Raw genomic sequence first — 13985 nt, forward strand, 5'->3', positions numbered from 1 at the left:
TGCCCGCCGGCTCCCCGGAGCCGGCCCGGCAAGCTCGACGGGACCTATCACGCCTCCCGTCCCGAAGGTTTTGAACATGTCGAAATTACCACCCGCCCCGCCCTCGCTGGATGAACTGCGCAAAGAGATCGACAGCATCGACGCGCAGGTTCACGCCCTGTTGATGCAGCGCGGCGACATCATCGACCGGCTGATTTCCGTGAAGCAGACCCAGGAGGTCGGCTCGGCCTTCCGGCCGGCGCGCGAGGCCGACATGATGCGCCGTCTGGTGCAGCGCCATCGCGGCATCCTGCCGATCGACACCGTCGAGAGCATCTGGCGGGTGATCATCTCGACTTTCACTTACGTTCAGGCGCCGTTCTCGGTGCATGCGGATCTGTCGCTCGGCGAGAGCGCGATGCGGGATTCCGCGCGCTTTCACTTCGGCTTCACGGTGCCTTACGTCGCGCATTTCAGCGCCGCCGCAGCGGTCGAGGCCGTGGCCAAGTCCAAGGGTGATCTCGCGCTGGTCTCGGCCACATCCAGCCGCACACCATGGTGGATTCCACTGGAAGCCCAGGGCGCGCCGAAGATCATCGCGCGCCTGCCGTTCATTGAACGCGCCGACCATCCGGCCGCATTGCCGGTGTTCGTGGTGTCACGCGTTGCCGACAGCGCTATGGTGACCGAGGTCGAGATGTGGAGCGTGCGGGTGTCCGGCTGGAATGCCGAGACCGCGCGTGCGCTGTCGCCGCTGGCCGAAATCGTCGCCGTGCCGGATACCGCCTTTGACGGCGCGGCGCTGCTGATCTCGATCACGAGAGCCTCCAGCCTCGACAAGATCAAGTCGGCGCTGATCGAAGCCGGCGCCTCGGTACGCTCCACGGCTCTCGTCGGCAGCCACGCAACCCGCTATACCGTGGCCGCCAGCGACGCACCGCGTTCGTAAGCCAATTTGACGTTCTGGAGTTGAAGATGTCTCGTCCCGTGCCGAAGCCCGGCATTCTCGATATTGCGCCCTACACCCCTGGCAAGAGCCCGGTGGTGGAGCCCGGCCGCAAGACCTACAAGCTGTCGGCCAACGAGACCCCGTTCGGTCCGTCGGCGCGCGCCAAGGACGCCTTCGCCACTGCTGTCGCGCATCTCGAGGATTATCCGGAAGGCACGTCGAAGGTGCTGCGCGAGGCGCTAGGCCACCGCTTCGGCCTCGATCCCGCGCAGATCATCTGCGGCGCCGGTTCCGACGAAATTCTCAACCTGATTGCGCATGTCTATCTCGGCCCCGGCGACGAGGCGATTTCGACGACGCACGGCTTTCTGGTCTACCCGATCGCTACCCAGGCGAACGGCGCCACCAATGTGGTCGCTCCGGAAACCAACTTCACCTGCAATGTCGATGCGATCCTGAACTGTGTCACGCCGCGCACCAAGCTGGTGTGGCTGGCGAACCCCAACAACCCGACTGGCACCTATCTGCCGTCCTCCGAGATCAAGCGCCTGCGCGCCGGCCTGCCGGAGCACGTGCTGCTGGTGCTCGACGCCGCGTATTGGGACTACGTGACCAAGGGCGACTACGACAACGGCCTGGAGCTGGCGAAGACCACCGAGAATACCGTCGCCACCTACACCTTCTCGAAGGTGCACGGCTTGGCCGCCTTGCGGATCGGCTGGATGTTCGGCCCTGCGCACATCGTCGATGCGATGAACCGGATTCGTGGGCCGTTCAACGTCTCGGCGCCGGCGATGATGGCCGCGGTGGGGGCGATCGAGGACACCGGCCATGTCGAGATGTCGCGCACATACACCGCCAAGTGGATCGGCATCCTGACCGAGGAAATCACCAAGCTCGGCATCGAGGTGACGCCAAGCGTGGCCAATTTCTTGCTGATGCATTTTCCGGCGACCGGCAAGACCGCAGCGGACGCCGATGCGTTCCTGACCAGGCGCGGGCTGGTGCTCCGCGCCGTGACCAATTACGGCCTGCCGAACTCGCTGCGCATGACCATCGGCACCGAGGAAGCCAACAGGCTGGTGATCGAGACGCTGCGTGAATTCATGGCATCGAATTCGGGGCAATGACGTGAGCGCCACGCCGCCCTTCAAACGTATCGCGCTGATCGGGCTTGGCCTGATCGGCTCGTCGCTGGCGCGCGGCATCCAGCAGCTTGGTCTTGCCGGTGAACTCGTTGCCACCGACAATTCGGCGGCCGTGCGTGCACGCGCCGTGGAAATCAAGCTCGCCGACCGCATCGCCGACGATAATGCCAGCGCGGTCAAGGATGCCGATCTGGTCATCGCCTGCGTCCCCGTCGGTGTGGCAGGCGACGTGGCGAAAAGCATCGCGGCACATCTCGCGCCCGGTGCGATCGTCTCCGACGTCGGTTCGGTGAAGGCCTCCGTGCTGCACGCGATGTCCGAATATCTGCCGGACAACGTCCACTTCATTCCCGCGCATCCGGTCGCCGGTACGGAAAACTCCGGTCCCGACTCCGGCTTCGCAGAACTGTTCAGCAATCGCTGGTGCATTCTGACGCCGCCCGAGGGCGTGGATCCCGCGGCCGTCGAAAAGCTCACCGGCTTCTGGGCTGCGCTCGGCGCCAATGTCGAGATCATGCAGGCCGCGCATCACGATCTGGTGCTCGCGGTCACCAGCCATCTGCCGCATCTGATCGCTTATACAATCGTAGGCACGGCCGACGAGCTCGAAGACGTCACGAGGTCGGAAGTGCTGAAGTTCTCCGCGGGCGGTTTCCGCGATTTCACCCGTATCGCAGCATCAGACCCGACCATGTGGCGCGACGTGTTTCTCGCCAACAAGGACGCGGTGCTGGAAATGCTCGGCACCTTCCAGGAAGACCTGTCGAAACTGACCCGTGCGATCCGCCGCGACGATGGCGATGCGCTGTTCGAGCACTTCACCCGCACCCGCGCGATCCGCCGCGGCATCGTGAGTATCGGTCAGGATGAAGCGGCACCGGACTTCGGGCGCAAGCATCAGGCGCTGACAAAGAAGGATTGATCGCAGGACCAACAGCCGTCATTGCGAGCGAAGCGAAGCAATCCAGCCTTACTTGCTTTGCGGCTTCTGGATTGCCGCGTCGCTTCGCTCCTCGCAATGACGTGGAGAGGCCGGCGAACCTCACGCCTAAAACAGCGGCGGGATCTGCGCCACGCGCAGTGACCCAAGGAACACCGCACCATCGACGAATTTCAACGGGAACGTCCGCGCCGCTTTGCCTTCCAAGACAGCCGCAGTCCCGATCGAATTGACGCCGGCGGCAAGGCCGCTGCCGGCATTCTTGCGCACGACATTGCCGAGACCGGGGATCGCGCGATCCAGCGCACCGAGGATGTTGTTGACGTCCTGCGACTTCACGCCGGGTGCAATGCGATCCAGCGCCTCCTGAGGCACGCCCATCTCCAGCAACTTGTCGATCCCGAGGGCGGCGATAGCCTTGTCCAGCCCCGCCACGGTCATCTGCAATTCGCCGTCGAGATTGCCCGCGGCGGTCAGACCGAGCGAGCCCGTCGCCAGCGAGATGATCTCGCCCTGCTGGACGCGCGACTGCACGATCTCGACGCGTCCACCTGCAGCCTGAAGCTCGCGGAAACGCTGCGGCCAGGGCTTGGGCGAGACATCCTTAAGTCCGCTGAGCAATGCGCGGATATCGGCATCGAACGGCGCTGCGAGGATCGGATGAACATCGGCAATGCTGCCGCTCCTGATCTGCAGGGCCGTCTCGATCACCGGCTTGTCCGGCGTGGAGTTTGCTGCCGTGCGGCCATGCAATTCGACCTGTTTGGCGCGTGCGGTCGGCGCCTGCACCGAGCCGGCGAAACGGTCGAGCGACACGTCGTCGAACACGATGTCGGCGCTGTCAGGCGTACCGGGCAGACCGGTGATGCTGCTGCGCGCCGAGCCCCAATTCATCACCATCGCCGGCTGACCGCGATCGGACAGGACGGCCGGCGCGGTGAATTCGGCGACCAGGAGCCGCGGCGTGTAAATCTGCGCAACCACGACGATCTCACCGAGCTTCGCGGTGATCGGCACCTGCGTCGCATTCTGGGTGGCCGTTTGCGAGGTCAGCGAAACACTGACACCGCTGCAGCGGACTTCGAGCCGGAACGGGAAGCCGGAGACCGAACGGTTGGCGCAATCATAGACGCGGCCAGCCGCGGCCTCGCGGGCGCGCCAGATATCGACGTTTTCGTCGACCTTGGACGCGGCATAGAACCAGAAGCCGCTCCACGCCGCCGCAAGGACGACGATGATGACGGGCAGGATGAAAATCGGCCAGAGGCGGCGCTGGGTGGGCTGTGCATATTCGGACATGGCGGGACGTAGATCGCATGATTTTGTCAAATCGGCGATCCCTTTCATGGGGTTATCCTGCGGTCGCAGGGCCACATTGCAGGAAATCAAGATCGCCCGGGCCCAAGGTTTCTGCTAGGTCGGCAGGATGACCGCGAAAATCACCGCCGAGCCCGATTCCGACAGCGATCTCTGGGTGTTCGGCTATGGCTCGCTGATGTGGCGGCCGGGCTTCGAGTTCATCGAACAGGTCCCGGCCCGGCTGATCGGCGAACATCGGGCGCTCTGCGTCTATTCCTTCGACCACCGCGGTACGCCGGAAAAGCCCGGCCTCGTGCTCGGCCTGGATCGCGGCGGCGCCTGCCGCGGCATTGCCTTTCGCGTGGCGGCCAAGCTGCGCCATGACACCATCGCCTATCTCAGGGAGCGCGAGCAGACCACCCATGTCTATCGCGAGGTCATGCGCTCGGTCTGGCTGGATGACGTGGAGCGCACCCGCGTCAGCGCGCTGGCCTATGTGGTCGACCGCGGTCATGTGCAATATGCAGGGCGATTGAGCCTCAGCGAACAATTGCACTTCGTGCGGCAGGGCCACGGGCGTTCCGGACTCAACCGCGATTACGTGCTGTCGACCGTGAAGGCCATTGAGGCCGAAGGTTTTCGCGATGCACAGCTGCATCAGCTCGCAGCCATGCTGCACGAGTGACCAAGCGCTAGCTCTCTTTCACCGCCACATTCGGTACGCGCCCGAAGATCGTCGCCTGCTCCGCGCGCGCCTCCGCAACGATCCGATCTGTGGCCGCCTCGATCGACGTACTGATCGCCGCGATGAATTCCTTGCGAGGCAGGCCGGCCGGCAACGGATCGAGAAACTCCACCACCAGCGTGCCGGGATAGCGCAGGAAAGTGCGGCGCGGCCAGAACAGGCCGGAATTCAGCGCCACCGGCAGACACGGCGCGCCGGATTTGGCGTAGATCTGCGCGACACCGGGTTTGTAATCCGGTGGTGCCTCGACAGGCCGACGCGTGCCTTCGGGAAAGATAATGAGCTGACGGCCGAGCTGGATTTCTTCGGTGGCGCGCTTGGCCATATCGATGAGCGAACGCGCACCGCCATCGCGATCGACGCCGATCATCTTCGACTTCTTCAGGTACCAGCCAAAGAACGGAATCTGCCCGAGCTCGCGCTTGTAGATGAACAGCGGCCGATCGAAGAACGGCATCAGCGCGAAGGTCTCCCACATCGATTGATGTTTCGAGGCGACCACCAGCGGCCCCGCCGGAATTTTCTCGAGTCCGCGATAATCGACCCTGGTGTTGCAGACGATACGCATCAGCCAGATGCTGCTGGTCGCCCACGCCTTCGCGATCGCCATGAAGGCACGCGGCGGCATCACGAAGGTTGGAATCGCCACCAGGATCCAGAACACCAGCAGCACATAGAACAGCACGTTGTAGATCAACGAACGCACGAATATCGAAGTCATGGTGTTCCGATCAGCTCAATTGCAGTTCAATTCGCAGACGCCGTGGCCGGCCGGCGCTGCGGCGCGTCGCTCTGCTGGTCGCTGCCGGAATCCGGCATCAGATCAATGCCGATATTCGCCAGCCGCACCCGCGCTTCGGCCGCGAGATATTTGACATATTCCGATAGCAGCAACCGCAGCGTCGGACCACTGGTCCACCACGGTTCGTCACGCCATTTGTCGCCAATCACCGAGAACGGAATCAGCTCGATATCCGGCATCTCGTGCGACATTTCGACGATCGCGCGCGGCATGTGATAATTCGAGGTCACCACGATCAGCGACTTGAAGCCGCGCTCATGGACCCAGCGTTTGGTCTCTACCGCGTTGCTGCGGGTGTTGACGGCGGAGCGATCGAGATCGACGCAGCAATCCAGCAGCCGCTGGCTGTCGGGCAGCGTGCGCGAGATATTGGCGGCACCGTTGGTGGGATGCACGCCAGAGATCAGCAACCGTTTGCCGAAGCCATTGGCGAGCAGTTCGAGCGCATCCGCAACGCGCGACGAACCGCCGGTCAGGACCACGATGCCGTCGGCATTCGCCGACGGCTTCAGCTCGCCGCTTCGGAGTTGCGCAAGAAACGCAACGAAGCCGATGGCGCCGACCATGAAGGACAGTGCAAATGCGACCACAAGTGCCGCACGGATGACGCGCCGCCGCGGTGGCGCGGCAACGGGCATCTCCGTGGTGTTCTGGTCGTCGAGCAAGGTCATCGGTCTGGCGTTTGGTCCTTTGGCAGCAATCTTAGGTATTTTTCGGCGCCTTGGCGATGCCATCGCCTGTGCCTGACGCGTTACTCGATGTCGTTCAGCGTCGAGAACAATGTGCGGCGCGACGCCCAGGCGGTAATTCCTGCTATCAACAGCGCCTGCCCTGCCACCGCGAGATAACCTGACGACCGCAGCGAGAACGTCCCCAGCAATGCGGCGAACTGATCGCCCACCGGCGTGCCGGAAAACCAGCTCGCGATCGACTCTGAAAACCCGAACATCAGCATCGCGGCACCGCCGCCAATGATACCGCCCTGCAGGCCAAGCCGCAGGAAGTGGCGGAAGAAGCGATTGGCGATATAGCGATCGCCCGCGCCGACGAAATGCAGCACCTCGACGATCGGCCGGTTCGCCGCCATCGCGCCGCGCGTCGCAAAGGATACAGAGATAATGGTGGCGATAATAACGAGCGCAAGGATGCCAAGCCCGGCCAGCACCGTTGCCGATGTCATCGACCGCATCCGCTCGACCCAGGCGCGATGATCGTCAACGCTGGCCGAGGGCACGGCCTGCGTCACCCGTTTGCGCAATCCGATAATGTCCAGCGCCGTCCCCGGCGCGACACGTGCAATGATGACGCGCGGCACAGGTAGCTCGTCGAGCGACAGTCCCGTGCCGAGCCACGGCTCCAGCAACTGCGCCGATTGCTCCCTGCTATAGGGCTGCACCTCGACAATCCCCGGCTGGCCGCGAATGGCATCGGTCACCGCCTGTGTGTCGCGGTCGAGATCGCGGCCGCCCTGCGGCTTCACCTGGATGGTGATTTCGCTGGCGACTTCCGATTGCCACTCCGACGCCGAGGCGCTGATCAGCAGCACCGCGCCTGTGGTGATGGAGGCGAGGAAGGTCATGATGGCGACAACAGCCACCAGCGCGCGGCCGGCGATCGAGCCGCGCGGCACGATCGGGGATGCGTTGCGCGCCTTCGCCGGGACCTGCGGGCGATCGGTGCCGAGGTCCATCAGCGGGCCGTGTTCTTCGCCGATTCTACTCATAGATATGCAGCCGGCCTTGATGCAGCACCATGCGCCGCGCGTCGTATTGATCCATCAATGTAATATCGTGGGTCGCGATAATCACCGCGGTGCCGGACTTGTTGAGCTCGATGAAGAGCCGCAGCAGACGCCGGCCCAGCGTCGGATCGACGTTGCCCGTCGGCTCATCCGCCAGCAGCAGCATGGGCCGTGCGATCACCGCGCGCGCAATCGCAGCGCGCTGCTTCTCGCCGCCCGACAGGATCGGCGGCAGCGCATCCATGCGATCGCCGAGCCCGACCCATTTCAAGAGATCGATGACTTCGCGCCGATAGCTGGACTCCTCACGCCCCATCACCCGGAACGGCAGCGCGACATTCTCATAGGTCGTCATATGGTCGAGCAGACGGAAATCCTGCAGCACGATACCGATGCGCTTGCGCAAGTCGGCGATCTCGTCCTTGCCGAGCAGCGAGATATCCTGGCCGAACAGATTGACCAACCCGCGGGTCGGCCGCAGCGACAGGAACAGCAGGCGCAGCAGCGAGGTCTTGCCGGCGCCAGAGGGACCGGTCAGGAACTGGAACGAATGCGCAGGGATCTGGAAATTGAGGTCGCGCAGAATCTCCGGGCCAAGCCCGTAGCGCAAACCAACATTTTCGAACCGGACCACATTCAGCTCCGTTCGATGGGTTCAAAAAGCCTCAAAAAGACGGTCAATTGCTTGTGCGGCCGTTATGGTTTCCGATTCGTTAACGGTCGTCTTGTAGCCTGCCGGCCATGTCATCGGCTATCGGCTCCATGCATATCGTTTGCCCCAATTGCACGACGTCCTACGCCGTGAACCCGGCTACGTTCGGCGATGCCGGACGGACGGTGCGCTGCGCCCGCTGCAAGGAAGTCTGGCTGGCGCGGCCGGAGGATCTCTCCCGCGCCGAAGCCCGTGTTCCCGCCATGGCGGCGAAGGCCAGCGAGCCCGATCCGAACGAGGACATGAGCGCCTGGGGCGTGACCGAGGACGACGACGCTTCGGCACCGAACGTTCCGGTGGTGGAAAGCCCGTCGATTTCGGCCGACTGGCCGGTCGACGCCAATGATCGTACCGAGGAGGCCGACTGGGCCACGCTGGCGCAGCACGACGCGGTGGCCGCGATGCGGGCCACCCCGCCGTCGCGCCTTGCCGTGCTGGGCCGTTTCGTGCCGTCGCTGCCGCGGTTGTTCGTCATGCCACGTCACAGCCTGCCGATCGCCACCGCGGCCATGGCGTCGCTGTTGCTCGCACTGGTGATCTGGCGCGTCGATCTGGTCAAGCTGATGCCGCAGACCGCGACTTTCTATCAGGCGGTCGGCCTCGACGTGAATATACGGGGGCTTGCCTTCAAGGACGTCAAGGTCACCACCGAGACCGTCGATGGCAAGTCGGTCTTGCTCATCGAAGGCCTGATCGTGTCCGAAACCCGCACGCCCACCGCATTGCCGCGCCTGCGTTTCGTGGTACGCGACGAGAAGGGGACTGAAATATATGGCTGGAACGCCGTGCTCGAACAGCTCGGCCTCAATCCCGGCGACAAGACATGGTTTCGATCGCGGCTGGCCTCGCCGCCGGCCGAGGGCCGCAGTATCGATGTGCGTTTCTTCACCAAGCGCGACGTCGCCGGCGCGTAAGTCCAAGGAGTTGTCGTGGCGCGTATCCTGATTGCTGATGACGAAGAATCGATGCGGCTGCTGGTCGGCCGCGCCATCGCCATGGATGGCCACGAGATCGTCACGGCCGAAGACGGCGCCGAGGCGCTGGAAATCCTTACCGAGCAGGGCGGCGCATTCGACCTGCTGCTGACCGACATCAAGATGCCTGTCATGGACGGCATCGCGCTGGCGCTGGCCGTCGCGCGCGATTTTCCCGAACTGACAATCCTGCTGATGACCGGTTACGCCGACCAGCGCGAGCGCGCGACGGGCCTGAATGCCATTGTGCACGATGTGGTGACGAAGCCGTTTTCCGTGGCGGATATCCGCACGGCCGTGGCGGACGCGCTGGCGGTGAAGAACAAGGGATAAGCGGGCGCCCGCCGTCTTCGTAGGATGGGTAGAGCGCAGGCGCACTTGCGCTGAAGCGAAACCCATCAGCCACCACACGGAAAGTGATGGGTTTCGCGAAGACGCTCTACCCATCCTACGCGCTGGCGCAGACCGACGTCCGCCCTCAATAATCCTTCAGCAGCCGCTCGATGTAATCGAGTTCGAGCTGCGGCCGCGTCGTGTCGCCGAGGCGACGACGCAGCTCTTCCAGGATTCTCCGCACGCGCTGCACGTCAATCTCGCCAGGAATCTTCACCGTGAGGTCGTCGCCAAGTTCGCGGCCACGCAGCGGACGCCCGAGCGGATCGCTTTGCCGGCCACCGCTCTGCTGGCGGCCAGGATTGTTGCCGGGGCCGTCGTTCTGGCCTTCACCTTCGCCCTGCTGCATGGCCTGCGCGAGCTTCTGGGCGCCCTTGCGGAGCGCATCGAGTGCCTTGCCCTGCGAACCCACAGCGCCATCGGCATTGCCCTCGCCAAGCTGACCGCCGGCATCGCCCATGGCGCTGTCGGCATCACCGAGACCATCACCGTCGCCGTCACCATCGGCGTCCGCCTGATCGTCGCCGCCTTGACCTTGGCCCTGCCCTTGCTGGCCCTGCTGTCCTTTTTGCCCCTGCTGTCCTTTTTGGCCCTTCTGACCCTGACCCATACCCTGCTTGGCGAGTTGGTCCTGCAGCTGCTTGAGGCGGTCGCGCAGATTCTGCTGATCCTGCTGCAGATCGCCCATACCCTGCTCGCCCTGCTTGCCGCGGCGGCGCTCGTTGCGCTGGTCCTGGCCCTGCTTGAAGGTCTTGTCGCGCAACTGCTGCTGCTTGCGGATCATGTCCCCAAGCTCGTTCATCGCCTGATCCATCTCGCTGTCACCGGACTGGCCGGGCTGCGCCATCTGCAGGTTTTCCAGCATCTGCTGCATCTGTTCGAGCAGTTGCTTGGCGGCATCCTTGTCGCCGGAGCGCGACAGCCGCTCCATGCGCTCGATCATGTTGTTGAGGTCCTGCTGCCGCATGACCTTGGTGTTCTTGTCGAGCGGACGCGCCAGCTGCTGCGGATTCTGCTTCATCTGCTCGGCGAGCTGCTTCAGAAAGTTATCCAGCGCCGCACGCAGGTTCTCGGTGAGCTTCTTGATCTCCTCGTCGCTGGCGCCGCGCTCCAGCGCCTGCTTCAGCGCGTCCTGTGCCGCCTTCAGCGCCTTGTCGACATCGGTGATGTCGCCGTCCTCGATAGTGACGGCGAGCGCCCACAGGCTGGCGACGACTTCTTTCAGGGCCGCATCGGTGCGGGCGCGTTCGATCTGGGTGGCAACGCTGCGCAGCCCGAGATACTGGCCGGCTTCCGGCGTGAAAGCTTCCGGCGCGATCATCAGGGCCTGCAGCGCGAAGGAGACCTGACCGCGCTGATTGGCGTCGAGTGCCAGGATACGGCGCTGTTCGATCAGCGCGCGCGGCAGCGGCTTGGTGAACAGCCGCTCCGGCAGCCGCATGTTGAACGGCTCGCTCTTGCCCTCGTTGCCCGACTCATCCTTCGCGGTCAGCGTCAGCGTGACATCGGCGCCGGCATAGGGATCCTCGCTGAGATCCTTGACGGTCTGGCCGACACCGTTGCGCGTGCGCGCATTTGGCAGCACCAGCGCAAATGACGGCGCATCGAACAGCGGCCGCGGCTTGGCGGCTTCCTTGATGCCATCCTTGCTCTCGGCGGGACGCGCGGCGAATTGCGCATGGGCTTCGGTAACGCCGTAGTCGTCCTCGAGCTTGTAGGACATCTGCAGCGAACCCCGCGCCTGACGCTCCGGGTCCTTGGCGAGCGCGATGGTCGGCGGACGATCACCCGTTGCCGTGAACTTCCACTGCGGCTGGCCGGACGGCGCACGGACATGTGCCGTCCCGTCAGACGTGATGGTGAAATGCTTTTCGTTGGTGCCCTTCGGGGCTTCCGCCGTCGGCGCCACGTCAGCGACGCCGCCGGTGAGAACGACATCAAGCGCACCACCGCTGGAGCGCACGATCAGCGTCGAGCCCGACGGCACCGGCAATGCAGCGGCATCGGCCGTGGACGCATCCTTGTTGGCGGCAGACAGGATGATCGGCGGCTTGCCGGTGTAAGGCGGCGGCGTGATCCAGGCATCGACACGCACATTCGCCGGCGCCAGCACGCCGTTCCAGTCGAACGCCGCCATGATGCGTGCGCCGCGCTCGCCACTGGCGGCAAACCAGGTGGCGAACAGCAGCACGATCACGATGGCGCGCAGCGCCCAGGGGTCATGGATCGCGAGGCGCGGCGACGGCAGGCCAGCGCGGATTTTCTTGAGCGAGGCCAGCGTACGCTCGCGCTGAACCAGCCACAGCGCCCGGGCCATCGGGTCCTGCGACGACAGCGTGTCGGTCAGCGCCGTTGCGGGACGATGCGCAATGCCGGTGCCGCGATCGAGGCGCGACAAGCCCTCTTCACGCGATGGCCAGCGAAACTTCAGGAGAGGAACGAGCGTCGCCAGCGCAGCGATGACGAACAACGCAAGACCGATGGCACGCGCCGTGAAGGGAAGCGTCAGCCACAGACCGGCCCAGGACGCCGCCAGAAACAACCCGACGACACTGAGCAGCCGGGCCAGATGCGGCCACCCCCGCTCCCAGCCAATCGCCAGCCGGGCGCGCTGCAGCGCCTGCGCGAGCTGAAGCTGTGCCGCCGCCTGACGATCGGCATGTACGTCGCGTTGGGGGTCTGGTCGGTCGGGGGGCGCAGCGCTCAACGACGATCTCCGATGTTACCGCACGACACACTAGCACGGCGGCGGCAATGAGGCATGGCACAAGGGCCATCCGTGCACATGCAAAGCCTGAGCCTAAGTCGATTCGGAGCGATTGGGGTCACGAAGGCGTGAGGGGTCTTTGTAGGGGAACGCCCGCAGTGCGCTCCCTCGCCCCGCTCTTGCGGGGAGAGGGTGGGGTGAGGGGCTCCTCGAGATCCGCTTACCTCGCTTGAGCTTGAAGAGAGCCCCGTGCCCCGCCCCTCACCCGCCGCGAAGGCGCGGCGACCTCTCCCCGCGCAGAGCGGGGAGAGGTAAATCACCGCCTCACAACCAGGGCGCGGCCTTGTCCATGGCGATCAGCTGCTCGACTTCGATGCGCGGGCGAACCACCGCATACTGGTCGTCCTTCACCAGCACTTCCGGGACCAGCGCGCGGGTATTGTAGGTTCCCGCCTGCACGGCGCCATAGGCACCGGCGGTCATGATCGCGAGCAAATCGCCGGACTTCAGCTCCGGCAGCTTGCGGTCCAGCGCCAGATAATCACCGGTTTCACAGACCGGGCCGACGACGTCGACGGCCGACAGCTTTGCACCGGGTGCGGGCGCCGCTACCGGCAGGATCTCGTGATAGGCCTCGTACAGAGTCGGCCGGATCAGATCGTTCATGGCAGCATCGATGATGACGAAGGTCTTGCCGTCGCCATGCTTCACATGGATCACGCGCGCGACAAGAATGCCGGCATTGCCGACGATCATGCGGCCGGGCTCGAACATCAGCGTGCAGCCAAGATTATGCGTCACGCGCTTGACCATGGCCGCATAGGCCATCGGCTCCGGCGGCGCGGCGCGGTCCTCGTAATAGGGAATGCCGAGGCCGCCGCCGAAATCGACATGCGAAATCGTGTGGCCGTCGTTGCGCAGCACGGTGACGAAATCGGCCAGGATGCGAAATGCCTGCTCCATCGGGGCGAGATCGGTGATCTGGCTGCCGATATGCATGTCGACGCCGGTCACCTCAATGCCCGGCAGCTTCGCGGCACGGGCATAGACCTCGCGTGCCTTGCTGATGGGAATGCCGAACTTGTTTTCGGACTTGCCGGTGGAGATCTTGGCATGCGTGCCGGAATCGACATCGGGATTCACGCGGATCGAGATCCGCGCTGTACGGCCGGTCTCGCTGGCGATCTCCGACAGCAATGCGAGCTCGGGCTCCGACTCGATATTGAGGCAGAGAATGTCCTCGTCGAGCGCCAACCGCAGCTCGTCCGCGGTCTTGCCTACGCCGGAAAACACGATCTTCTTCGGCGGGATGCCGGCGGCCAGCGCCCGCTTCAACTCACCACCGGAGACCACGTCGGCGCCAGCGCCAAGCTTCGCCAGCGTGCGCAGCACCGACTGGTTGGAATTCGCCTTCATGGCGTAACAGACGAGGGCCTTTGTATCGGCAAAGGCCTCGGTGAAGACGCGGTAGTGCCGCTCCAGCGTCGCGGTCGAATAGCAATAGAATGGCGTGCCGACGGCATCCGCCATTTCGGCAATATCAACGCCTTCGGCGTGCAGCACGCCGTTGCGATAGTCGAAATGGCGCATGGCGAG

The 13985-nt window shown here is 64.3% G+C and carries 13 protein-coding genes; 6 read left to right on the top strand and 7 right to left on the bottom strand.

Features of this window, described 5'->3' with window-relative positions:
• Nucleotides 1-76 precede the first annotated feature (76 nt).
• Genes AB8B02_RS21490 through AB8B02_RS21500 form a run of 3 tightly spaced genes read left to right on the top strand, consistent with a single transcriptional unit; the run spans nt 77 to nt 2998 of the window.
• A complete protein-coding gene (locus AB8B02_RS21490; RefSeq protein WP_093757388.1) occupies nt 77-928 on the top strand; it encodes a chorismate mutase in 852 nt (283 codons plus the stop codon).
• A gap of 26 nt (nt 929-954) precedes the next feature.
• The gene (hisC, locus tag AB8B02_RS21495; protein WP_120288021.1) at nt 955-2058 is read left to right on the top strand and encodes a histidinol-phosphate transaminase; all 1104 of its coding nucleotides are present in this window, start codon (nt 955-957) and stop codon (nt 2056-2058) included.
• Nucleotide 2059: 1 nt separating this feature from the next.
• The gene (locus AB8B02_RS21500) at nt 2060-2998 is read left to right on the top strand and encodes a prephenate/arogenate dehydrogenase family protein (RefSeq protein WP_439065110.1); all 939 of its coding nucleotides are present in this window, start codon (nt 2060-2062) and stop codon (nt 2996-2998) included.
• 126 nt (nt 2999-3124) lie between these two features.
• On the opposite strand, the gene AB8B02_RS21505 is transcribed toward AB8B02_RS21500, so the two are convergent.
• A complete protein-coding gene (locus AB8B02_RS21505) occupies nt 3125-4315 on the bottom strand; it encodes a DUF2125 domain-containing protein (RefSeq protein ID WP_439065911.1) in 1191 nt (396 codons plus the stop codon).
• Nucleotides 4316-4442: 127 nt separating this feature from the next.
• On the opposite strand from AB8B02_RS21505, the gene AB8B02_RS21510 reads away from it, so the two are divergent.
• Nucleotides 4443-5000: a gamma-glutamylcyclotransferase gene (locus tag AB8B02_RS21510; RefSeq protein ID WP_089267609.1), complete on the top strand. Its 558-nt coding sequence runs from the start codon at nt 4443-4445 to the stop codon at nt 4998-5000.
• Between the two features lie 7 nt (nt 5001-5007).
• On the opposite strand, the gene AB8B02_RS21515 is transcribed toward AB8B02_RS21510, so the two are convergent.
• The 4 genes from AB8B02_RS21515 to ftsE form a co-directional block, all read right to left on the bottom strand.
• Entirely contained in the window at nt 5008-5781 is a 774-nt protein-coding gene (locus tag AB8B02_RS21515) for a lysophospholipid acyltransferase family protein (protein ID WP_120287238.1), read from the bottom strand.
• A 26-nt stretch (nt 5782-5807) separates the two neighbouring features.
• Nucleotides 5808-6533 carry a YdcF family protein gene (locus AB8B02_RS21520; protein ID WP_093757394.1) on the bottom strand — a complete coding sequence of 242 codons (726 nt, stop codon included), beginning with the start codon at nt 6531-6533 and terminating at the stop codon, nt 5808-5810.
• An 80-nt stretch (nt 6534-6613) separates the two neighbouring features.
• The gene (locus AB8B02_RS21525) at nt 6614-7585 is read right to left on the bottom strand and encodes a cell division protein FtsX (RefSeq protein ID WP_068729178.1); all 972 of its coding nucleotides are present in this window, start codon (nt 7583-7585) and stop codon (nt 6614-6616) included.
• On the bottom strand, nt 7578-8237 hold the full coding sequence (gene ftsE, locus AB8B02_RS21530) for a cell division ATP-binding protein FtsE (protein WP_068729180.1): 660 nt from the start codon (nt 8235-8237) through the stop codon (nt 7578-7580). Before ftsE ends, AB8B02_RS21525 begins: the two co-directional genes overlap by 8 nt.
• Nucleotides 8238-8365: 128 nt before the next feature.
• Here ftsE and AB8B02_RS21535 point away from each other — a divergent pair, with 128 nt between their 5' ends.
• Nucleotides 8366-9229 carry an MJ0042-type zinc finger domain-containing protein gene (locus AB8B02_RS21535; RefSeq protein ID WP_439065111.1) on the top strand — a complete coding sequence of 288 codons (864 nt, stop codon included), beginning with the start codon at nt 8366-8368 and terminating at the stop codon, nt 9227-9229.
• 15 nt (nt 9230-9244) lie between these two features.
• Nucleotides 9245-9622, top strand: a complete 378-nt coding sequence (locus tag AB8B02_RS21540) for a response regulator (RefSeq protein WP_175365986.1) — start codon at nt 9245-9247, stop codon at nt 9620-9622.
• 145 nt (nt 9623-9767) lie between these two features.
• Here the strand turns inward: AB8B02_RS21540 and AB8B02_RS21545 are convergent, their stop codons facing one another.
• Nucleotides 9768-12389 carry a TIGR02302 family protein gene (locus AB8B02_RS21545; RefSeq protein WP_439065112.1) on the bottom strand — a complete coding sequence of 874 codons (2622 nt, stop codon included), beginning with the start codon at nt 12387-12389 and terminating at the stop codon, nt 9768-9770.
• A 324-nt stretch (nt 12390-12713) separates the two neighbouring features.
• Complete coding sequence (lysA, locus tag AB8B02_RS21550) at nt 12714-13979, bottom strand: diaminopimelate decarboxylase (protein ID WP_068729188.1); 1266 nt, start codon at nt 13977-13979, stop codon at nt 12714-12716.
• Between the last annotated feature and the right edge of the window lie 6 nt (nt 13980-13985).

It is taken from the genome of Tardiphaga sp. 862_B3_N4_1 (genome assembly GCF_051811085.1).
GTDB lineage: Bacteria > Pseudomonadota > Alphaproteobacteria > Rhizobiales > Xanthobacteraceae > Tardiphaga > Tardiphaga robiniae.